The sequence below is a fragment of the Alteromonas sp. ABV2_168 genome (genome assembly GCF_056161165.1).
Genome location: NZ_JBSWYQ010000014.1, coordinates 118,910 through 138,173 on the forward strand (window position 1 = coordinate 118,910; position 19,264 = coordinate 138,173).

The 19,264-nt window shown below is 42.7% G+C and carries 29 protein-coding genes and 1 pseudogene; 5 read left to right on the forward strand and 25 right to left on the reverse strand.

Going from position 1 to position 19,264, the window contains the following annotated elements; translation table 11 throughout:
• Position 1: 1 nt before the first annotated feature.
• The 12 genes from ACXAH4_RS18640 to ACXAH4_RS18695 form a co-directional block, all read right to left on the reverse strand.
• Positions 2-439: an energy transducer TonB gene (locus ACXAH4_RS18640; protein ID WP_474844167.1), complete on the reverse strand. Its 438-nt coding sequence runs from the start codon at positions 437-439 to the stop codon at positions 2-4.
• A 45-nt stretch (positions 440-484) separates the two neighbouring features.
• On the reverse strand, positions 485-1,015 hold the full coding sequence (locus ACXAH4_RS18645) for a hypothetical protein (RefSeq protein ID WP_474882962.1): 531 nt from the start codon (positions 1,013-1,015) through the stop codon (positions 485-487).
• Positions 1,012-1,869 (reverse strand): acyl-CoA thioester hydrolase/BAAT C-terminal domain-containing protein, encoded by an 858-nt coding sequence (locus ACXAH4_RS18650; protein ID WP_474882964.1) that lies wholly within the window; start codon positions 1,867-1,869, stop codon positions 1,012-1,014. Before ACXAH4_RS18650 ends, ACXAH4_RS18645 begins: the two co-directional genes overlap by 4 nt.
• Positions 1,870-1,972: 103 nt before the next feature.
• On the reverse strand, positions 1,973-2,374 hold the full coding sequence (locus ACXAH4_RS18655; RefSeq protein WP_119501330.1) for a GFA family protein: 402 nt from the start codon (positions 2,372-2,374) through the stop codon (positions 1,973-1,975).
• A 188-nt stretch (positions 2,375-2,562) separates the two neighbouring features.
• Complete coding sequence (locus tag ACXAH4_RS18660) at positions 2,563-2,985, reverse strand: GNAT family N-acetyltransferase (RefSeq protein WP_474844163.1); 423 nt, start codon at positions 2,983-2,985, stop codon at positions 2,563-2,565.
• 129 nt (positions 2,986-3,114) lie between these two features.
• A complete protein-coding gene (locus tag ACXAH4_RS18665; RefSeq protein WP_474882966.1) occupies positions 3,115-3,312 on the reverse strand; it encodes a hypothetical protein in 198 nt (65 codons plus the stop codon).
• Between the two features lie 99 nt (positions 3,313-3,411).
• A complete protein-coding gene (locus tag ACXAH4_RS18670; protein WP_474882968.1) occupies positions 3,412-3,780 on the reverse strand; it encodes a hypothetical protein in 369 nt (122 codons plus the stop codon).
• Positions 3,781-3,909: 129 nt separating this feature from the next.
• On the reverse strand, positions 3,910-4,290 hold the full coding sequence (locus ACXAH4_RS18675) for a VOC family protein (RefSeq protein WP_474844160.1): 381 nt from the start codon (positions 4,288-4,290) through the stop codon (positions 3,910-3,912).
• 167 nt (positions 4,291-4,457) lie between these two features.
• Complete coding sequence (locus ACXAH4_RS18680; RefSeq protein WP_474844159.1) at positions 4,458-4,745, reverse strand: hypothetical protein; 288 nt, start codon at positions 4,743-4,745, stop codon at positions 4,458-4,460.
• Between the two features lie 902 nt (positions 4,746-5,647).
• The gene (locus ACXAH4_RS18685) at positions 5,648-5,911 is read right to left on the reverse strand and encodes a Txe/YoeB family addiction module toxin (RefSeq protein ID WP_474844157.1); all 264 of its coding nucleotides are present in this window, start codon (positions 5,909-5,911) and stop codon (positions 5,648-5,650) included.
• Positions 5,904-6,158: a type II toxin-antitoxin system Phd/YefM family antitoxin gene (locus ACXAH4_RS18690; RefSeq protein ID WP_303575219.1), complete on the reverse strand. Its 255-nt coding sequence runs from the start codon at positions 6,156-6,158 to the stop codon at positions 5,904-5,906. Before ACXAH4_RS18690 ends, ACXAH4_RS18685 begins: the two co-directional genes overlap by 8 nt.
• 133 nt (positions 6,159-6,291) lie before the next feature.
• Entirely contained in the window at positions 6,292-6,642 is a 351-nt protein-coding gene (locus tag ACXAH4_RS18695; RefSeq protein ID WP_474844156.1) for a hypothetical protein, read from the reverse strand.
• Between the two features lie 142 nt (positions 6,643-6,784).
• On the opposite strand from ACXAH4_RS18695, the pseudogene ACXAH4_RS18700 reads away from it, so the two are divergent.
• Positions 6,785-7,950, forward strand: a pseudogene (locus tag ACXAH4_RS18700) (IS110 family RNA-guided transposase).
• Positions 7,951-8,377: 427 nt separating this feature from the next.
• On the opposite strand, the gene ACXAH4_RS18705 reads toward ACXAH4_RS18700, so the two are convergent.
• The 10 genes from ACXAH4_RS18705 to ACXAH4_RS18750 all read right to left on the reverse strand — a co-directional run bounded on the left by ACXAH4_RS18705 (position 8,378) and on the right by ACXAH4_RS18750 (position 14,695).
• Positions 8,378-8,791, reverse strand: a complete 414-nt coding sequence (locus ACXAH4_RS18705) for a CBS domain-containing protein (RefSeq protein WP_474882970.1) — start codon at positions 8,789-8,791, stop codon at positions 8,378-8,380.
• Between the two features lie 613 nt (positions 8,792-9,404).
• Positions 9,405-9,782, reverse strand: a complete 378-nt coding sequence (locus ACXAH4_RS18710) for a hypothetical protein (RefSeq protein ID WP_474848130.1) — start codon at positions 9,780-9,782, stop codon at positions 9,405-9,407.
• 110 nt (positions 9,783-9,892) lie between these two features.
• Complete coding sequence (locus ACXAH4_RS18715) at positions 9,893-10,207, reverse strand: hypothetical protein (RefSeq protein ID WP_474882971.1); 315 nt, start codon at positions 10,205-10,207, stop codon at positions 9,893-9,895.
• Positions 10,208-10,336: 129 nt separating this feature from the next.
• The gene (locus ACXAH4_RS18720; RefSeq protein WP_474882973.1) at positions 10,337-10,561 is read right to left on the reverse strand and encodes a hypothetical protein; all 225 of its coding nucleotides are present in this window, start codon (positions 10,559-10,561) and stop codon (positions 10,337-10,339) included.
• 164 nt (positions 10,562-10,725) lie between these two features.
• Positions 10,726-11,181: a hypothetical protein gene (locus tag ACXAH4_RS18725; RefSeq protein WP_474882974.1), complete on the reverse strand. Its 456-nt coding sequence runs from the start codon at positions 11,179-11,181 to the stop codon at positions 10,726-10,728.
• A 120-nt stretch (positions 11,182-11,301) separates the two neighbouring features.
• Positions 11,302-11,529, reverse strand: a complete 228-nt coding sequence (locus ACXAH4_RS18730) for a hypothetical protein (protein ID WP_474882976.1) — start codon at positions 11,527-11,529, stop codon at positions 11,302-11,304.
• A 309-nt stretch (positions 11,530-11,838) separates the two neighbouring features.
• The gene (locus ACXAH4_RS18735) at positions 11,839-12,219 is read right to left on the reverse strand and encodes a VOC family protein (RefSeq protein ID WP_474825183.1); all 381 of its coding nucleotides are present in this window, start codon (positions 12,217-12,219) and stop codon (positions 11,839-11,841) included.
• Between the two features lie 122 nt (positions 12,220-12,341).
• A complete protein-coding gene (locus ACXAH4_RS18740; RefSeq protein ID WP_474882978.1) occupies positions 12,342-12,722 on the reverse strand; it encodes a VOC family protein in 381 nt (126 codons plus the stop codon).
• Positions 12,723-12,843: 121 nt separating this feature from the next.
• A complete protein-coding gene (locus ACXAH4_RS18745) occupies positions 12,844-13,191 on the reverse strand; it encodes a cupin domain-containing protein (protein WP_474882979.1) in 348 nt (115 codons plus the stop codon).
• A gap of 1,015 nt (positions 13,192-14,206) precedes the next feature.
• Positions 14,207-14,695, reverse strand: a complete 489-nt coding sequence (locus tag ACXAH4_RS18750) for a GNAT family N-acetyltransferase (protein ID WP_474882981.1) — start codon at positions 14,693-14,695, stop codon at positions 14,207-14,209.
• Positions 14,696-14,880: 185 nt separating this feature from the next.
• On the opposite strand from ACXAH4_RS18750, the gene ACXAH4_RS18755 reads away from it, so the two are divergent.
• Positions 14,881-15,123 carry a type II toxin-antitoxin system ParD family antitoxin gene (locus tag ACXAH4_RS18755; RefSeq protein ID WP_014978218.1) on the forward strand — a complete coding sequence of 81 codons (243 nt, stop codon included), beginning with the start codon at positions 14,881-14,883 and terminating at the stop codon, positions 15,121-15,123.
• Positions 15,120-15,422 (forward strand): type II toxin-antitoxin system RelE/ParE family toxin, encoded by a 303-nt coding sequence (locus tag ACXAH4_RS18760; RefSeq protein WP_014978219.1) that lies wholly within the window; start codon positions 15,120-15,122, stop codon positions 15,420-15,422. The genes ACXAH4_RS18755 and ACXAH4_RS18760 overlap by 4 nt, the downstream gene beginning before the upstream one ends.
• Before the next feature lie 524 nt (positions 15,423-15,946).
• On the opposite strand, the gene ACXAH4_RS18765 is transcribed toward ACXAH4_RS18760, so the two are convergent.
• On the reverse strand, positions 15,947-16,945 hold the full coding sequence (locus ACXAH4_RS18765) for a hypothetical protein (protein WP_474882982.1): 999 nt from the start codon (positions 16,943-16,945) through the stop codon (positions 15,947-15,949).
• Between ACXAH4_RS18765 and ACXAH4_RS18770 the strand changes: the two genes are divergently transcribed.
• Together ACXAH4_RS18770 and ACXAH4_RS18775 are read left to right on the forward strand one after the other, a co-directional pair.
• Positions 16,944-17,228 (forward strand): type II toxin-antitoxin system CcdA family antitoxin, encoded by a 285-nt coding sequence (locus tag ACXAH4_RS18770; protein WP_474820669.1) that lies wholly within the window; start codon positions 16,944-16,946, stop codon positions 17,226-17,228. The genes ACXAH4_RS18765 and ACXAH4_RS18770 overlap by 2 nt on opposite strands.
• Positions 17,228-17,545 carry a CcdB family protein gene (locus ACXAH4_RS18775; RefSeq protein WP_474846847.1) on the forward strand — a complete coding sequence of 106 codons (318 nt, stop codon included), beginning with the start codon at positions 17,228-17,230 and terminating at the stop codon, positions 17,543-17,545. The genes ACXAH4_RS18770 and ACXAH4_RS18775 overlap by 1 nt, the downstream gene beginning before the upstream one ends.
• Positions 17,546-17,647: 102 nt before the next feature.
• Here ACXAH4_RS18775 and ACXAH4_RS18780 read toward each other — a convergent pair whose 3' ends face one another.
• Together ACXAH4_RS18780 and ACXAH4_RS18785 are read right to left on the reverse strand one after the other, a co-directional pair.
• The gene (locus ACXAH4_RS18780) at positions 17,648-18,214 is read right to left on the reverse strand and encodes a pYEATS domain-containing protein (protein WP_474882984.1); all 567 of its coding nucleotides are present in this window, start codon (positions 18,212-18,214) and stop codon (positions 17,648-17,650) included.
• A 558-nt stretch (positions 18,215-18,772) separates the two neighbouring features.
• The coding region (locus tag ACXAH4_RS18785; protein WP_474882986.1) for a tautomerase family protein at positions 18,773-19,264 on the reverse strand (492 nt) is incomplete at its 5' end.

The following is a 19,264-nucleotide window of genomic DNA, read 5'->3' on the forward strand; positions in this document are numbered from 1 at the left end:
GTTATTCACACAACATGGATGCCTGCTGCTGGCACTTTGAAACAGATTCGTCCTGAGAGCTTCCTCCCATGCAGAAATCCAGCCTTAATAACTTTTCTTCGCTTGCCGGCGACTTACCGTTTGCCAGGGTCCAGTTCCACTCTTTTATAACTCCGGTTGCCGGCCCGGCAATACCTTTCTCGGGTACTGAACTGACAAGCGTAATGCTGTTAGTTGTTCCGCTTTTATCGACACTAACTTTAAATATTCCGCAGCCGGTAACCCCTTCCATCGCCATTTCAATGGGGTAACGAGGCATAAATTGCTTATCCCTCAGCCAGGTGGCCTCCGTCTTTATTGGTTCAATGTGCGTTAATTCCACTGACGCATAATTGGCCGCGGCCACTCCGGCGACGGGTAGTAAGAACTGTAGTGCTAAAAATATATTTCTGTATTTCATAAACCTTTCCTTTGTGAATGAAAAACACGCGGTAAAAATAGCCTCTTAATCGTCACGCTTGATGTCGAGGGCAGCATCCTCAAAAATGGGTACGAAATCTTCAGTACTGTCCAGTTTCAGAAGTATCGATAAGTTAATTTTTTCAAGATCTGGCGGAACATTCTCAAAGCCCGTATCAACAGAGAAACCAAATTTTCCCTCTGTATCGTTCTCCAGCAGTTGCTGCACTTCATGAAAATTTTTGACAGATTCTTCGTTCAGCTCAAAAGTATATTCTGTTTTTGCCTCATCAGAAGCAAGCCAGCCTTCTTTGGCAGGGATGGCACGAGTTTCGAGTAATGATAGTGGAAACTTATAAACCCTGTTTACTTGTTGACTTTCTACCTCAAGACCGAGGTTAACTTTTTCTATATCAATTTCGACAGGCTGGTCAATAATCAGCCTGGCTTTAATATCTTCGGGCTCAAGGCTGACAAAATCACTTTTTTGAAAAGTGCTGAACTTCATCATTGTAGTAAGGGGAATGCTCGCACACCCACTGACAACGAAAACAATCAGAAAACTAAATACTTTCACTCTCCTGCCCCCACACTATCTAAAAACTCACGATTCAACTCTTCAGAACCGTCTAGTAACTTATAGTCCAGCAAATGATCAAGTTCCGGATAAGAAAAGTGTGTACACGAGGATGATTCATTTTGCCTCATCCTTTCGCAAATACTTTCAGCCATTGAAACAGATGGCCAGATTTCATCTTTTCCACCGGAAAACAAATACACACTTCCTTGTATTTCTTCTGCTTTGATTGACGCTTTACCGCCATCTTGTCTGTTGGCTAATGACTGAGAATAAAGATCGAGTAAACCACTGACGGCCCCCGTCGGATTAAATTGGACGTAATCCAGCTCCTTTTGGCCGGAGGTCCAGCTGGAACCAGGTGTTTTTTGCCAGTCATTCAGAATACCAGCCCAAACTACCGCACTTGGTGCAATCGCGATAACACGGTTAAATGTGGCATCTTTTGAAGCCAGCAACAGCGATAATTCAGCCCCTTTCGACCATCCGGCCACAGTCAGGTTCTCGTTTTCAGGATGCTTATGAAGGAGCCATTTTTTAGCTATCTCAAAATACTCTAACGGTATTTTTTCCAGTTCATCGGGCAGTGATTTTTCCTTAAAATAGGCAACAGCCAGGACAGGAAACTCATCAGCGGCAATAACGTTTGCAAGTCTGGAAGGAATACCGCCTTCTGAACCACCCAACACAATAACAGGCTGTCTGGCTGTACCGGCAGAACTGACTGAAGGTTCATAGTAATGCCCGACAAAGCCATTTTCTTCAACGTTGAGTTTTTGAACGTCAGTTCCTGATGCGAGAGCATGGAAACAACATGACAAACCAAGTAACAACACGCTTCTTTTAAATTTCACTAAAAAACACTCCTTTGTGAGGTAACCAATTCCTCAAAATACAGCTGATTTACTGCGCTATAGCGAGTCGCGAGCGGGTTTGTGGGATTGTATGGTTCGTGTATCACTCTGGCAGGCCACCGAACTTTGGTACGTCTTCTAACGTCTTATTCCACGCAGCTTTGCCGGATATGAAGATATGTGCAGTTGGTAATATAGATATATCAGTATCCAGACACCCTGCCGGAACAACAAGTAAGTCTGCTATCTGAGTGTTAGGTAATGCCGAGCCACACCGCATACAAAAGCTTTTGCTGTGACGAGTGCCCGGCAACGTAAAGGTAGTGACCACATCCGGCCCAGACAGCCAGACTAATTTAGCTGAGCTTGAGAAAAGATTTGCCGCATGAGCAGAGCCCGTGTCTTTTTGGCAATACTGGCAGTGACACAAATAAAAGCAATCAAAATCCCCTTGCACCTCGAATTTTACGGTGCCGCACAAACAAGAACCATAATACTTAGTCATAAAGCCTCCTCTTGTTGCCTTAATATCACGGGTTCGTAATACCGAGGGGGCACAAACACGTTGTACGGTAAGATCTAATGATGCTGTAAGAACTAAACCGGCTACTCACCCCGTGAGGGGGACAGAGCTTAAGCGTTATGGTCCCCGCAAGCGTTACGAAATCCTTCAATAAATTGTTATTTACATGTCTATTCGTAGACTGAGGGTTGCCATACCTGCATCAAAATTTCCGGATTGGCAACTGACTGAAAGCCAAACTGTGCGTACAAGCCATGCGCATCGCTGGTTGCCAACATAAAGCGCCGTAAACCCTGAAGTTCCCCGTGTTGACATATTGCTTCCATAAGCAGTTTACTGATGCCAAGCCCACGATAGTTTTCAAGCACGAAAACGTCGCTTAAATACGCAAATGTGGCTTTATCAGTAATCACACGGGCGAAACCTGCTTGTTCATCATTACTGCCATACGCACCAAACACGAGTGAATTTTTTAGAGACCTTTCAAAAACCTCAAATGGAATATTCTTAGCCCAATATGAATTGGAGATAAATGAATATACGAGATTAATATCAAGGTCTTCAAAGTTCGTAGAAATTTTAAATCCGTTCAACTGAATGAATTCCTTTGAAGAGTAAAACAACCGCACGACGCTGCAAATATCCCCCTGTGACAGTGACAGGCGAGGCACAAAGTACCCGGATGTTTTTGTTCCCTGCAGTTGCGAATAATAATGCCGATTTTAGATCGCACTATCTGCTTCATGTTCAATTAAAAGTGTATAAGAGCTGACAACACCGGCAAAGTTACAGTTAGACTGAACGGATATAATGTTCCAGCCATCACCTTCAATTTCTGCGATTTGTTGGTTTAATAAATCTAAATCTGGCTCCGTAAGAAACCAGTTCTTCTTTTTTGAAAAGTGAACTATTTTTCGCATTAAACTTTCCTTGTTCATTCTTTATCGAATCACTGTTTAGCGTGCTGTTTTTAAGAAATTTCTCCAAACATCAATGGCAACTATTCCGGTTACATATTCTTAAAAATCGTCCCCAAACAGCAACTTACCACTCGCGAGTTGTCCATCCCAGTCAACGGTTTTAAAAGCGTTGCCTTGCTTATTGAAGTGCAGATACATTTTTTGGCGACCTGATTCGAGGACCACTAGATCTTCTTCACTCGCAATCCACGCAACAGAAGACCAACTTTGAAGTTTTGTAATACTGCCATCTTCGGAAAAGGAGAAAATATATTCACGCTCTCTCCAGTTGTAAGACCACGTAGAACCGGCAATTTTTGATTTAAAAGCAACTCTCGCTACCTCTCTGTCAAATTTATCTTCACCAACTGCCTTGGGAAAAAATTCAAACAAAATCAGTGCTAATATAATTAGAAAAGGATACTTCATCTAACTTCCTTGTTCTTGCTCCATAGTTCCCTGCTCAGCGGTATAAATACACAGGCTAAAAATAGTTGAAGAATGACGCAGCCCATTTGTTAATGTTCCGGTAAACCTGTCAGCGACTTGAGTGGCTTATTATAAGCGTTTTTCAACTTTCCAGGGAGGATTTAAACGGTTCTCACCTGCCCGGTAAAGCTTGATTTTATTACCAGACGGGTCTTTAAGAATAGCCTCTTTCCATAGGTACCTTTGTTCTGTTGGTAGTTGTTCAAATTGAATACCACTCCGGGACAAATCAGCACACAGTTCATCAAGTTCTTCATGCTCGAAGTAGATTACAGATCTGTTTTCAAACTCTTCAGTTTCGAGTGATAAGGAGAAAGTCGAGTTACCATCCGGGCAAGAAAATCTGGAATAATGCGGTGTATCGACAATTTGAGTAAAACCGAGCTTCAGATAAAAGTTAACGGCAGCATCCATATCTTTTACTGGCAAAGTAATTTGATTAAGTTCCATTTATACTCCGGAAATTTAAAACCCAAATAAAGTAGCTGCTAGCGGTCCAATATGATTGTTTTAGTTTTGAAAAAATTACGATTAGTTACCAGGCATCTGCATACTGTTTATTTGCTTTGAAAGCCTCGATTTCTAAAGGTGCTTTATCATACCCAAATTCAGCTCTGTTATGTGTCATGATTTAACAACTTCTGAATAGCTTCCGGGTCTTTTGCAATTTGACGCTCGATTATGTTTAACAACGTCTGATCAGAGACACCAAAAAAACCAAACCATATATACCCTACCAACGACATGGCAAATACCGGTGCAAGATATGATAAATACTTTGTAATCCCCAGGCTGTCATAAAAAGGGAATGCAAAAACGAATAGCAATAAAAATAATGATGTGGTTTTAGCAATTGCCACACCTTTTTTGGCTTTGACGTAGTCCTTTATCTCTGAACTTTCCATTCTATTAGTCCTTAAATTTCTGCTAGCGCAAAACCGACACGAAGCGTGCAAATCATTTGGCCTACAATATCAAACGATGCTCCAGGTTTCCAAGTGTTACTGTCCCGGCGGCCCTGCGAGCGACTAAGTATTTATATGGATAATTCTTCCCTAATTTCCCCACAACTTCTTCAAAGATGAGTAACGTGAGGCCCGGAGTTTGGCTGCAACCAAAGTTGGCTGCGTGGCAGTGTGATTGTTATATCGCGAGTTTGCCCGCAGCCTCAGAACCTATAGATTGGTTTATTTTGTGTTGAAAGTAAATGACATGAAAGAAGCTGCTAAGAAAAGGGCCCAGCCACAACGCATTGCCTTTTGAGACGTTATTTATTCTGTTGATCCTATTTCTGACTTTGATAATCCATACGATATGAAATATTGCCGACAGCAAATGAAGAAGTTTAGCAGTAATCAATAATGCTACTGGTGCAGGGAAAAGAAAATAGTAGATGAGAGCAAGTAGAGAAACTAAGTGAATAGAAATTGCAGTTGTTGTGAAAGCCTTTGAAATATAACTTTCCGTTTTTGAATTGAATATTTTAGTCAGCTGCCACAAGCGGAAAATGACGTAAAGCCCAAAAGTGAAAACGCATAAGGCTAGGACTATGACTACAGATTTCTCTTTAAACACACTATTTGACCGAGACATTTCTTCTTCCATGAAATAAACGTTGAGTCATTTATGCGGTCTATTGATTAATTTTCAAGCGCGAAGACATTGCCGGAATGTACCTTCGCGAAATAGCTCTTACATTAAGGGCGACACCATATGGGCTAAAATTCCGGGCGAAGCGATTGAGCCCACGTGTTACTGTCCCAGGGAGCTTGCGAACGACTTAATGTCGTTTGTTAGCTGCCAAATACTAGTAATGGTAACGACACGAGATAACCGTAATTGCGATGTCGTCCACGGCATATACCAAACGGTTTGTGTCATCTATTCTGCGAGACCAGAAACCAGAAAGATTTTCTTTAAGAGGTTCAGGCTTTCCAATTCCATCAAATGGAGAACGCCTAACATCTGAAATTAACTTATTGATACGTTTAAAGGTTTTCTTGTCTTGAGTCTGCCAATAAATGTAACTGTTCCAAGCTTCATCAGTCCATGATAACAACTTGTTACTCATCAATAAGTTCTCGCCGGGTCGTTTTTGCCGCTTTAAACTGTGCTATTGAACGATTTAAGTGTTCAGCGTTCGCTGGAGAACGAAGTAGATGAACGGTTTCCATAAGGCTGTTGTAGTAATCTAATGACATTACAACAGCATCTTCAGAGTCGCGACGGGTGATTACTGTTGTATCTGCATCATTGATTACATTGTCCAAAACGGCCTTTAGACCATTTCGTGCTTCGGTAAAAGAGACAATTCTCATTTTTCACCCCACTTGTACATTATATGGGACAAGTTTAGACCGAAAATGAGCACATGTACAGGATGTTGTGCATTAATGTATCGTGACAGCTAATACCCTGTTTAGGGTCGGAGCGAGTGACTCAATTTGTCTGTTATGCGTCGACTCTGTGAATTGAAGTGCCTACTAAATCAACTACAAGAGTATGACACTCAACCTCAAACCACTGTTTAAACATTTTCAATGTTCGCTTCCGGGGCCAAAGGCTTTCATCTACATACCAGTTGAAAAGCTCATTTTCGAACAGGTTCTCATAGTTGAGCTTTATCCATTTATTCACGATGTCGGGCGTGTCTGCATCTTCGTCACGGATAAGAAAAACTGTTCGTTCATGGTTAACCTCCTCCAATGTCATTTTCTCACCATCGGGGTTTGGATCTGCGGTATTTATCCAGTCAATTGCTGGTTGCTTATATTTGAGCATAATAGCAGCTCGATTAATCATGCATGTTCTCCATAGACGCATAGACACAATGACTCCCTGTGAAATGCTAGCCTCCGCATTTTCGTGGGTTAGCTGAAAGCCACCGGAGCACCGGCCGGAACCATAATTAGTTTGCTTAAGACTAATTCATTTGGAGGCTAGCATGAATAAACATAGCATGATTTTTATCGGCTTGGATACGCACAAAGAATTCCATGAAGTAGCTTATTGTGAAGAACAACGCGGGGCGAGTCCTGTTCACTATGGCCGCATACCCTCTTCCAAAGTTAGCGTTAAGAAGCTGCTCCGTCAGTTCGAATCGAAATACCCCGGTGCCACACTTCACGTTGTTTATGAAGCCGGTCCCTGTGGTTACTGGATATACCGTCTCATCACCAGTTTGGGTCATTGCTGCTATGTTGTCGCCCCTTCCCTCATTCCTAAGAAACCCGGTGAGCATATTAAAACTGACCGTCGGGATGCGCTTAAACTTGTCAGGTCACTAAAGTCTGAAGATCTCACCCCTGTCTATGTGCCTGGACCGGAAGATGAAGCAATTCGTGATTTAGCCCGCGCCCGCGAAGCAGCAATGAAAGATTTAAAAGAAGCTAAATATCAGCTGAAAGCCTTGCTACTTCGCAACAATATTCGTTATGAAGGAACGGCCAACTGGTCTAAGAAACACTTACGCTGGCTCACCGAACTGATATTACCCTGTCCACTTCCCCATCCGGCCCAGCAGATAGTTTTGCAGGAACAACTTCAGACCATTGACGAACGCATTCGACGGTTAGAAAGGCTGGATAATGAATTGACCCATCACGTTCACCAGTGGCGTTACTATCCGGTAGTGAAAGCTATTCAGGCCATGCGGGGTGTCAGGTTGTTGGTGGCGGTGGGCGTGGTAGCAGAACTTGGCGATTTACAACGCTTCGATCATCCCAGAAAACTCATGGCGTATTGGGGTTAGTCCCCGGTGAACAATCCTCCGGGGGCAAGCGTCGCCTGGGGGCCATTACCAAATCCGGGAATGGCAGGGCCAGACGCCTGTTGATTGAAGGTGCACACAGTTACCGATACCCGGCGAACATCTCCACCGAATTACAATTAAGGCAGGAAGGCTTACCCAAAGACATCGTTGATATTGCCTGGAAGGCCCAGCTTCGCCTGTGCAAACGCTACCAGCGCATGATTAAAAGAGGCAAACACTACAATCTGATTATTACCGCGATAGCCAGAGAAATGGCTGCCTACATCTGGGCAATCGCAAAAGAAGTGGTACTCACACCGGTTAATCCAAAACTAAGATTAAGCAGAGTACCCGCATGATAAACGAGTTTGAGCTAACGCATTCGGATCGGGCCGCGGAAAGTGGCACAACCTACGAGGGTGTTATGATGGCAATCACTTAACCGTGATTGACCCACGCGCATAGACTGATGAGAAGGTACCACGGCGGATTGAGTAAGGTCAGCTCTGCTTATTCCTCGAATAAGTAACCTACGAATACCAGCATACCAACCGACGAATTTACTGCCTCATCCGGTGCGTTAGCTCATTTAATTTTAATGAGAAATACAACTGATTATGGACTGCAAGAGTGTCAGGGAAGCGCTCTTTCGGGGTTGACAAAGGGAGTCATACCAACGCCCGCAACAGCGATAAATTGTAGTGAAGTATTTTTGTGTAGAGTGGCGAAGCCAACACAAAAATTCGAAGCGGAGATTTGTCCGCTGATTGCGTTTGTTAGGCAAATCTACTTATTAACTTGATCGGCTATTTCTACAACTAGACTGGCAGCCAAGTTTTCCTGCGTCACTACGCCAATAAGTTTCATATCACTTCCGACAACTGGCAGTGATTTTGTGTTGTTAACTTGCATTTTTTTCAATGCATCACGTTTTTCAGTATTTATATTAATACTGTCTTTCACAAAATTACTTACATTCAATATACCTTGAGTTGAATTAGATTTAATAGCAGATAATAAATCTTGAATATTTCTTTCTGTTTCAACTATATCGTACGGTTTATAAAATTCTTCTATGTTGCTAATAGCAACAAAATGGCCTGATTGATTTTCAATAATAAGGTATTTAAAGAATGTATATTTTCCAAGGGATTCAACATAATACTTTTTGTTAACAATATCAGTGTGGTTAATACTCAAAGAACTCTCCTTGACTGCTAACACCCAGCTTAGGGGCACAAATACGTGGGCTAAAATCGGAACGAAGTGACACAGCCCACGTGTTTGTGTCCCAGCGAGCCTGCGAGCGACTATAGCGTTTTGTTAGGCATTTTTACCACTGTTCCATTTTTTAAAGTACAGATACCCAATCAACATTTCTGTAAGTACCGCAATTAGTATTCCGATGCCTGCAAAGCCCCGAAAGTACTCAAAAAGGCCGAGGAAAGCCATTGCAAACATGGATATAAATATACTTAGGCATATTGCTTGTCGCGCCTCAGAATGCTCGGTATTACGACTAAACCAAGTTAATACGGAAATGCCGAGAAACAAAACGGATAACCGTTTCCCAATGAAATATGCACTACCGGAGCCGTCAACGCCAAAAATGTAAAATAGCAAGTCAGGGTAGACTAGAAAATTGACAAACAATAATAGTGCGATAACTGATGTGATGGAATTGAGTGTTTTAAAACTCATTGTGCTTAATCTCAAATGCCTAACACCCCGCTTAGGGGCACAAACACGTGAGCTAAAATCAGAGCGAAGCGACACAGCCCACGTGTTTGTGTCCCAGCGAGCCTGCGAGCGACTATAGCGGTTTGTTATGTACGTTGCCTTTAATTGCACGAATAACTGAGAATACACTAACAAATAGAAGCGCTGCCAAAACTTGTGCGATGTAGACGAAGAACAGACCGATAGATGACTGAGGATCGGATCCTGTTCCGAAAATCATTGAAAGGCTAGAAAGTACTAGAAGTACTAGTAGTGTTGCGGTGGCAATCAATAATTTAGGGCTTTTTTGTTTGACGAAATGGGTAAACGCAAAGATAACTAAGTAAGGAAAAGCGCATACTAAAAGAGCTAAAGGGCTTTCAGAATTAAATGGGCCTGATGGAAATAAGAAAACTACAAATGGTGCAAGTAGACTGATTAACTTAATAGGCAGTTCAAGCTTGTAAACCATGGTTCAATTCCTTTGAGTACATAACGCCCTAATTTGGCGGCACAAACGCGTGGGCTATACTGCGAAGCAGCCCGCGTGTTTGTGTCCCCAACATTTGTTTGTTAGAGGACTTAGTCACCACCGCCTCCATCGCCACCTGACGAATCGCCAGACCAACTTTCTTCGCTCCTTCCACCGGTGCGGTTCCCACTCGTATTAAAAATGTCTCCCATTATTGGCAAACTAGTATTTTTGCGGCTTGGCCCAAAATTAAACTCTGACGTTTCTTTGCTAGCAATATACCTTTGAGTAGCAAAAACCATTAGTCCAACAACGATAATAATGAAAGAAACAACTCTAACCCATGTTTCAGAGTAGTAACCATAAATCTGCAAGGAGCTTCCGAGAACAATTAGAATAATCCCTACCCAGTTTCGTATTTCCATAAAAGTCCTCTAACCCCCCACTAAGGGGCAGTAACATATGGGCTAAAATCCGAGCGAAGCGACAGAGCCCATATGTTACTGTCCCAGCGAGCCTGCGAGCGACTTGAGTGGTTTGTTATATGCCAACCCTCAATTAGTCATGCCAATCAAAACAAGTATCAACGCGAGAGTAACGAAGCCAGCAATCACGCTCCTGCCTTCATCTCTGCCTTTTCTCGGATACTTACCGAGTGTGGCAATTTTTAAGCTAATGTACCCCAAGCCGCGGATGAAGAATTCAAGAATGGCATCGATAAAAACCCACTTGAGAATATTTAAGAAAAAACGACCAATGCTTTCTGCTGCCTCTTCCATTCTGACTAACCTAATTCGTCCTTGAGATAATAAAGTATTTCATTGTTGCTCAAACAACTTGGCATATAACTTTTAAATAAGGGGCGCATACGCGTGGGCTATAATGCGAAGCAGCCCACGTGTATGCGTCCCAGTGCGCGCCAGCGCACGACTTAATTTTTTTGTTATATTTTTTTCAACAAACTTCCTAGCTCTTCAATCGACGATGTGCCCTTATCCCAAAATTGGCGATAGGTTTTGCCACCATCTATATATATTTGCATATTTTGAACGCGTTTAAATTCTAGAGTTAACTTGTCAATATTTTGGTGATGCTTATCGGTTTTTGGGGCGATCCTTACTTGATGTAAGAAATCTAATATTTCCGATATGATCCATCGGGCATCATCAAGACTAGCTTGCGCTAACTCTTTTTCAGCAAACCATCTGGCTTTTAATGCTTCAAATTGTCTTTGTATTTCCGAATTCTTTACCTGAGAAGAGCCTATTGTAAGCGTGCCAATGATACCTGCAAAACCAAGCAGTCCTGTTATAGCTGGCTCAAATCCTGGTTCATTAAAATACCAGACAATCGCCAATACGACGGCAATTAGAGAAATAATAAGAGAGATAATTTTCATTTTTCACCAAAAATATAACACCCTGCTTAGGGGCACAAATACGGCGGCTATAATCGGAACGAAGTGACACAGCCGCCGTGTTTGTGTCCCAGCGAGCCCGCGAGCGGCTACAGCAGATTGTTAGATACCGAAGAAATAAACGCCCGCAGCTTTGCTGCCACCGCTACTTTGAAAATGCGGCCAGCTCAAAACATAAACTGACTTTAAAACAACCAAGTACGAAAAGCCAGATGTGAAAAAGTTGCCTGAGAAGAGGCGGTGCTGATACACCTGAAAACCGATGGCTGTTACTTCTCCAACTGCTGTTAAACAGCGCAACGCTTGTAAAGCCTGAAACCAAAAGAGCATAGATGTTCGTGCCGAAACAACATTGCGATGCTGAGAAATGCAAAATGCCTGGCTGCTGGCTTTGCGATTTATGAAACACCCAGCGTTGACTTGTCGCAGATAGAAGCGATGCGCCAGACTCTCAATTAGCCCCAGATGAAACAACCTAGCGCGGCTAGACGCACAAAGAATCAAACAGAAAAACTAGAGAACTAAACAGGATCTAACACCCTGCTTAGGGGCGGAAACACATGGGCTAAAATTAGGAACGAAGTGACGCAGCCCATGTGTTTGCGTCCCAGCGAGCCTGCGAGCGACTACAGCAGATTGTTATACGCGTTTCTCAACTTTCCAAGGAGGATTTAAGCGGTTTTCACCTGCCCAGTAAAGTTTGATTTTATTACCAGACGGATCTTTAAGTATGGCTTCTTTCCACAAGTACCGTTGCTCTGTCGGCAGTTGTTCAAAATGAAAACCTTTTTTAGTTAACTCAGCACACAATTCGTCAAGTTTTTCATGCTCGAAGTAAATCACAGAACTGTTTTCAAATTCACCGGTTTCGAGTGATAAGGAAAAGGTAGAATTCCCATCTGGGCAAGAAAACCTTGCATAATGAGGCGTATCGACTATTTGTGTGAAGCCGAGATTTAGGTAAAAGTTAGCAGCAATATCCATATCTTTTACTGGTAACGTAACTTGGTTAAGTTCCATTTAAACTCCTAGCGTATAACACCCTGCTTAGGGGCGGAAACACATGGGCTAAAATTAGGAACGAAGTGACGCAGCCCATGTGTTTGCGTCCCAGCGAGCCTGCGAGCGACTACAGCAGATTGTTATACGCGTTTCTCAACTTTCCAAGGAGGATTTAAGCGGTTTTCACCTGCCCAGTAAAGTTTGATTTTGTTACCAGACGGATCTTTAAGCATGGCTTCTTTCCACAAGTATCGTTGCTCTGTCGGCAGTTGTTCAAAATGAAAACCTTTTTTAGTTAACTCAGCACACAGTTCGTCAAGTTTTTCATGCTCGAAGTAAATCACAGAACTGTTTTCAAATTCACCGGTTTCGAGTGATAAGGAAAAGGTAGAATTCCCATCCGGGCAAGAAAACCTTGCATAATGAGGCGTATCGACAATTTGTGTGAAGCCGAGATTTAGGTAAAAGTTAGCAGCAATATCCATATCTTTTACTGGTAACGTAACTTGGTTAAGTTCCATTTAAACTCCTAGCGTATAACACCCACATAAGGGGCAGTAACACGTGGGCTAAAATCCGAGCGAAGCGACAGAGCCCACGTGTTACTGTCCCAGCGAGCTTGCGAGCGACTTAATGTGATTGTTATACCCGTACCACAATACGATCTCCGTGACTAGGTGGTGTCGAAGTAACTATAAAAATCAAATCACACTCCTGTTCGTTCCACAACTGATGAGGTGTATTTGCTGGTATATGTAGCCCATGATTTTTTTCTACATGAAAAATCTCTTTGTCGGCTTCTATCGACGCGACCCCACTAATGACATAAAAAAACTGTTCAGAGAACTGGTGAAGATGTCGAATTTCTTCGCACCCAGAGGGTACACGTTCTTGTATTACGCTAAGTGATTCGGTTTTAACTAAGTGCCAGCCGTCGCAGCCATTTCCCCAAACGTAATGTTCAGCATTTTCGAGAGACGATATATTCATAAAATCCTTTTAGGGTATAACACCCGCATAACGGGCAAAAACACGTGGGCTACAATTTCAAGCGAAGCGCCAGGAGCCCACGTGTTTTTGTCCCCAGCGAGCGCAGCGAGTGTTAATGCGCTTGTTATGCGTTGCGAGGTGCCTGCCCTACGCGGCTTTGCCGCCAACGCCAGCCAACACAACAAATTGATTAAATGGTTTAAGACAACACTAAAACAACCCTGTGCGAAATGCCAGATGATAAAACGGACGCCTGAGAAATGAACCGGCTAACAAAACTGCTTAGTACAAGTGCTGGCGTTGCTGAGTTGAAAACTTGGACGTTGATAATGCAGCTTTGAAAACTGACGCCGGCAGACACCAATACAACCTTGCGAAACAGCCTTGCCCTGACAAGCTAACGCCTCACCAAACATTTGAGAAATAAACTACGGCGCATAACACCCACATAAGGGGCACGAACATGGCGGCTATAATCGGAACGAAGTGACAAAGCCGCCATGTTTGTGTCCCAGCGAGCGGAGCGAGTGACTTAATTTGATTGTTATGTGGCATACCCAAATAGTTTATAGACAATTTCTTGAGTTAATCCGCCCGTTGCGATTAAAGCTAGAAAGGTTATGCCTATTATATAAATTTTTACGTTCCACATTAGTAACAACTTGTCTCCGAGTGTTTTATAACGTCTGAAATACTCTCGAGTGAAAGGGCTTTGTTTGGAAAATAGCCATAGCAATACTACGAATATAAAGAAACAGGCAAATGGTTGAGGGTGTTTGAACCCGAGTGCGGACGCACCTAAAGACAACGAAAGAATACCTAAGATATCGTTGGAAAATAATATGTACTTTTCCATTTCCCTTTGCTGAGATGATTTCTCAATCATTAAATTTCACTCCATGACATATAACACCCGCATAACGGGCAAAAACACGTGGGCTACAATTTCACGCGAAGCGCCAAGGAGCCCACGTGTTTTTGTCCCCAGCGAGCGCAGCGAGTGTTAATGCGCTTGTTATGAGATTACTTTGCCATATAAAACAGCATTGTAGAATGCCTGATGCTTATACACTGCTTTCTCAAGGTTGCCTTCTTTCTTAAAACCACATTTTAGAAGTACGGATTCTGATCCGATGTTCCCTTGAAAAACTGTAGCTTGAACACGTGCAAAATCATTGCGTGTAATTTGACCTAGAAGTGTACGTAATGCTTCCGTTGCGATGCCCTTACCCCAGTGTTCGCGAGCGAGCCAATAACCGAGTTCACCAGTGAATGTATACTCATTTTGACCTGACTCGATACCTATACAACCAGCAAAATTACCGTCCACTTCTATTGCTCGGATAATTCCATTTTTGCAACCAACGCTGAGCCACCAATCAGCATCACTGACAGCATAAGGGAAAGGAATACGAGAAGACAGAAACCTTGTGACTTCTGGATCATTCAATGTTTCGACGATTTTTGGCTTGTCGGTAATTTCAAAGTTTCGAAGAGTGAGCATGTCCCTGTCTCATAACACCCACATAAGGGGCAGTAACGCGTGGGCTAAAATCCGAGCGAAGCGACAGAGCCCACGTGTTACTGTCCCAGCGAGCCTGCGAGCGGCTTAATGTGATTGTTATGCGCTATTGACTTACAACGCGCAAGTACCATAATTAGGTATATATTGGTACTTGGAGAAACCAGATGGCTAAAAACACCAGCATTACCCTTGGAGACCATTTTGATGGCTTTATTGCTAGCCAAATTCAAACTGGTCGGTATGGTTCAGCAAGCGAGGTGATTCGTTCAGCTCTTCGCTTGCTAGAAACACAGGAAACCAAATTAAACACTCTGCGTCAATTACTTGTAGCAGGTGAAGAAAGCGGCGAAGCTGAATACGACCTTGAGCATCTGATATCAGAACTGGATGGTGAATTAAAAGAGTGAAACCGTTTAAGTTAACCGTACTAGCAAACTCAGATCTAAAAGATATTGCATTGTTTACGCAAAGGAAATGGGGCCGAGAACAGCGTAATGTATATCTTAAACAATTTGACGATTCATTTTGGATGTTGTCTGAGAATCCTGATATTGGTAAAAGCTGCGACGAAATAAGAGATGGATACAGAAAATTTCCTCAAGGTAGCCATGTTATTTTCTACAAACAAACGGGCAGTCAGGAAATTTTGATCATAAGAATCCTTCATAAAAGTATGGATGTAAATCCTGTACGCTTTGGCGCATAACACCCGCATAACGGGCAAAAACACGTGGGCTACAATTTCAAGCGAAGCGCCAAGGAGCCCACGTGTTTTTGTCCCTAGCGAGCGCAGCGAGTGTTAATGCGCTTGTTATGCGTTGCGAGGTGCCTGCCCTACGCGGCTTTGCCGCCAGCGCCTGTCACCAAAACGTACTGATTAAGCAATTAAATACAACACTAAAACAACCCTGTGCGAAATGCCAGATGATAAAACGGACGCCTGAGAAATGAACTAGCAAAGAAAGCCGCTTAGCAAGAACGCTGGCGTTGCTGAGTTGAAAGTTGAAGGGCTGATAATACTGTTCTGAAAACTGACGCTGCCTGACACCAATACAACCTAGCGAAACAACCTTGTCATGAACAACTACCGCCGCACCAAACATTTGAGAAATAAACTACGGCGCATAACACCCTGCTTAGGGGCACAAATACGGCGGCTATAATCGGAACGAAGTGACACAGCCGCCGTGTTTGTGTCCCAGCGAGCCTGCGAGCGACTACAGCAGTTTGTTATACAAGGTCGTTCGCAAGGTTTCGGATGAATCTTATTCCATTGCTGTTGATACCATTATCGAAAAATCCATGGTTTTCTAAATCTTCAATGTACTGTCTAGGTGCTCTGTCTAGTTGTTCGTCTATTTTGCGTCTGAGAGCATTTGCACTAGAATTTAACACTACATGTGGATCAATTTTTTTGATAATAAACTCTACTGTAAACTCTTCCATCCCTGTAGAGACTTCTCTAGCTTCTCTTTTCTTTACTTTTTCCATAAATAAACGCTTCTCCATCCTAGTGAGCTCTCTCTGCGATGAACGCAGTTCGTTCTCTTTTTCTTCTAGGAGAGATTGAATTTTTTCTTTTTCCTCTTCTTGTAGTTGAGCTTGCTCAAATAAATCCCGCACTATTTGATTTCTTTCTTCAATTACCTTTTCAATTTCCTGTTTTTCACCTTGAATTTTCTCCTTCGTCTCGTCAATGCTTTGATTGGCTCCGGTATTTTGAATATAATCCCTAACTGATGAATAACCCTCATCTAAGTTTCTTAATTTCTCGCCGAAGCCACTTTCAATTTTAGCAAGCAACTGCGCTATATCTTTAGTGAAGTTATAGGTGTTGTCATAAAATGTATTGCTCGTTTCTGTTGCTTTAAAGTAGAACAGCGCTGCTAACGCAACGGAAAATAGTGCTAGGAGTAAGGAAAGTAAAGTTGGGAAGTCTACGGTCATTTTTATATCAGCTTCATAAACTTTGAAGCTGACCACACCCACAGTTGTGAGTAAGCATATTGCTTTTACCCATTCCCATAAACCAGCTTTGTCGTTGTTGCGAGAATTATCAGACATAGTAACGTCTTCCTTAACTTGTATAACACCCAAATAAGGGGCACAAACGTGGCGGCTATAATCGGAGCGAAGCGACACAGCCGCCATGCTTGTGTCCCAGGGAGCTTGCGACCGACTTAATGTGATTGTTATATTCCAACCATGCTTTGCAATGCGCATTTGCATGCGTATACTTGGTGGTAAAATTAGTTGGAGTGATAAAATGCAAGATTTATATGACGTCCATGCCCCCAAGAAAGCGACAAATCTAAGCTTAAATAGCGACCTATTGCAAAAAGCTCGAATTTTAAAAGTTAACCTGTCTGCGACCTTAGAACAAGCACTTAGAGACAAGCTAAAAAGTATTGAAGCCGAAAAATGGAAAAAAGAAAACAAAGCTGCCATAGCTGCATACAACGAGTTTGTTGCTGAGAACGGTTGTATAGGTGATGAGTACAGGAACTTCTAATGGCGCAATTTGATGTTTACAGAAACCCAAGCAAGAAAACTAGCGAAGCTTACCCTTTTCTTGTTGATGTTCAAAACTCTGTAATTGACCAATTGGCAACAAGGCTGGTTGTACCGTTAACAACTAGTAATTCTAAAAACAGTTTTTACATGAAGAAGCTGACGCCGGAAATAGAATTCGAAGGCACAACATACTTATTTCTAGCACAACAGCTTAGTTCTATACCCGAAGACGTGCTCAAGGACCGCATTGGTTCGCTGGAGCAATCCAGAGAACTGCTGATAGATGCAATAGACTTCGCTATCACTGGAATATAACACCCACATAAGGGGCAGTAACGCGTGGGCTAAAATCCGAGCGAAGCGACAGAGCCCACGTGTTACTGTCCCAGCGAGCCTGCGAGCGACTTAATTTGATTGTTAGTTACCGAAAACTTGATAAGTCCCCTTTAGCGGTTCTGATGTTTCAGATAAATCTATAAATCTTGACAAGTTTATTACTTCTTTTTGGCCCTTTACAAAAACTTCAGCTCGTAACAAGGAGTGCCCATTTGCTAACTCTTTCAATTCAAATTGACTTTGAATAGCTCCTCCGGTTTGAAGCGGTTCAGGATAAGACGGGTCAAGATGATAGACTACTTTTTCGATTTTCTTGAGAGCTGCCTCCGTACCAAAGACAATTACATGAATCTGATACATTTTACTACCCGGGAACTCTTTATCTCGTTCAGGAACTCTCCAGCTTCGGTGTATTAGAGCTATATGGTCATCAGTTACGAGCGCATTACCCTTAGGTTCTTTTAATTTCCCAACGCTCTTACCGATTGTAAATGAGCCTATTACAAGTTCAGCTCCACCCTCAAACCTATTCAACAGCAATTCAATGAATTTCTTGAATTTATCCTGATTCAAGATGACAACAACGATTATGAAGACAGGCCAGATTAAACTAGCAATAGCGTCTATTACTTCTGCTGTTTCAGACATTTAAACCTCCTTGTTTCAATTTCAGTGGTAACTAACTTTAAGCTAAGGGGCGCTAGCATGTGGGCTAAAATCCGAACGAAGTGAGTTAGCCCACATGTTAGCGTCCCAGCGACCGAAGGGAGTGAACTTGAGCGCTTTGTTAGAAGCAGAGCCTGTTCCTTTGGCCTTATTAAAAACTAATAGAACCAGCATACGATTGATTATTAACACAAACAAGCAAAACGACAGTGCAGTGATGTTTTTGATTTGAATGAAGCAAGCCGCCATTTGAACTGCCAAACGCATTGGCGCTGACTAGCGGTAAATAAGAACTTGGCGGTAAAGCGCCTAATGCGCAACCTTTGAAGTTAATGCGGTGACATTAAAACTACCAAAAGCTAAAGCGATGTTGGTGAAAACAGGTGAGGGTAGTAGAACTGATTACTTAATTGAGCCAAACGCAGTTTGGCTGACGCCTTCTAACTTTTAAATAAGGGGCGCAGGCATGTGGGGCATAATGGCGAAGCCGCCCCGCATGTATGCGTCCCAGCGAACGGAGTGAGTGACTTAATTTTTTTGTTATACATTTACTTTGTACTTTAAATCGACCGCCTCGTCGCCTGTAATTCCTCTAAAACCCCACTGATATTTTTCTTGCTCTTTGATGGTGATTTCTATGTCGATTGGCTCAATACCGATGGCGGACTCTATTTCTTTGAAAAGCGTTTTAATAAGTTGCTTTTGCGTATCCGGCTTGCGACCTTTCATCAAATTGATTTCGATTACCGTATAAGCATCGCTTCTTCCACCAGGATAATAAAAGTTGTCTTTTTCTAGAGGCACAAATCTATGTGCTCGTTTGTCTTCGGGCATACCAAGAATTGACTGCATGCAATGATGTATTACATCTGAAAGTGCAGCTTTAATTGGGTTGAGATGTTGATTTATTCCATATATTACAACCACTGATGTTTCCTTGTGTATAACACCCACATAAGGGGCAGTAATACGTGGGCTAAAATCCGAGCGAAGCGACAGAGCCCACGTGTTACTGTCCCAGGGAGCTTGCGA

Coding starts and splice junctions, on each gene's coding strand:
- ACXAH4_RS18775 (WP_474846847.1), top strand. CDS start 17,228: ATGGCGCAATTTGATGTTTACAGAAACCCAAGCAAGAAAACTAGCGAA.
- ACXAH4_RS18745 (WP_474882979.1), bottom strand. CDS start 13,191: ATGAATATATCGTCTCTCGAAAATGCTGAACATTACGTTTGGGGAAAT.
- ACXAH4_RS18690 (WP_303575219.1), bottom strand. CDS start 6,158: ATGAGAATTGTCTCTTTTACCGAAGCACGAAATGGTCTAAAGGCCGTT.
- ACXAH4_RS18735 (WP_474825183.1), bottom strand. CDS start 12,219: ATGGAACTTAACCAAGTTACGTTACCAGTAAAAGATATGGATATTGCT.
- ACXAH4_RS18685 (WP_474844157.1), bottom strand. CDS start 5,911: ATGAGTAACAAGTTGTTATCATGGACTGATGAAGCTTGGAACAGTTAC.
- ACXAH4_RS18695 (WP_474844156.1), bottom strand. CDS start 6,642: ATGATTAATCGAGCTGCTATTATGCTCAAATATAAGCAACCAGCAATT.
- ACXAH4_RS18715 (WP_474882971.1), bottom strand. CDS start 10,207: ATGGAAATACGAAACTGGGTAGGGATTATTCTAATTGTTCTCGGAAGC.
- ACXAH4_RS18710 (WP_474848130.1), bottom strand. CDS start 9,782: ATGGTTTACAAGCTTGAACTGCCTATTAAGTTAATCAGTCTACTTGCA.
- ACXAH4_RS18665 (WP_474882966.1), bottom strand. CDS start 3,312: ATGCGAAAAATAGTTCACTTTTCAAAAAAGAAGAACTGGTTTCTTACG.
- ACXAH4_RS18770 (WP_474820669.1), top strand. CDS start 16,944: ATGCGTATACTTGGTGGTAAAATTAGTTGGAGTGATAAAATGCAAGAT.
- ACXAH4_RS18655 (WP_119501330.1), bottom strand. CDS start 2,374: ATGACTAAGTATTATGGTTCTTGTTTGTGCGGCACCGTAAAATTCGAG.
- ACXAH4_RS18680 (WP_474844159.1), bottom strand. CDS start 4,745: ATGGAAAGTTCAGAGATAAAGGACTACGTCAAAGCCAAAAAAGGTGTG.
- ACXAH4_RS18740 (WP_474882978.1), bottom strand. CDS start 12,722: ATGGAACTTAACCAAGTTACGTTACCAGTAAAAGATATGGATATTGCT.
- ACXAH4_RS18755 (WP_014978218.1), top strand. CDS start 14,881: ATGGCTAAAAACACCAGCATTACCCTTGGAGACCATTTTGATGGCTTT.
- ACXAH4_RS18750 (WP_474882981.1), bottom strand. CDS start 14,695: ATGCTCACTCTTCGAAACTTTGAAATTACCGACAAGCCAAAAATCGTC.
- ACXAH4_RS18720 (WP_474882973.1), bottom strand. CDS start 10,561: ATGGAAGAGGCAGCAGAAAGCATTGGTCGTTTTTTCTTAAATATTCTC.
- ACXAH4_RS18780 (WP_474882984.1), bottom strand. CDS start 18,214: ATGTCTGAAACAGCAGAAGTAATAGACGCTATTGCTAGTTTAATCTGG.
- ACXAH4_RS18730 (WP_474882976.1), bottom strand. CDS start 11,529: ATGCTCTTTTGGTTTCAGGCTTTACAAGCGTTGCGCTGTTTAACAGCA.
- ACXAH4_RS18765 (WP_474882982.1), bottom strand. CDS start 16,945: ATGCAAATGCGCATTGCAAAGCATGGTTGGAATATAACAATCACATTA.
- ACXAH4_RS18675 (WP_474844160.1), bottom strand. CDS start 4,290: ATGGAACTTAATCAAATTACTTTGCCAGTAAAAGATATGGATGCTGCC.
- ACXAH4_RS18640 (WP_474844167.1), bottom strand. CDS start 439: ATGAAATACAGAAATATATTTTTAGCACTACAGTTCTTACTACCCGTC.
- ACXAH4_RS18670 (WP_474882968.1), bottom strand. CDS start 3,780: ATGAAGTATCCTTTTCTAATTATATTAGCACTGATTTTGTTTGAATTT.
- ACXAH4_RS18725 (WP_474882974.1), bottom strand. CDS start 11,181: ATGAAAATTATCTCTCTTATTATTTCTCTAATTGCCGTCGTATTGGCG.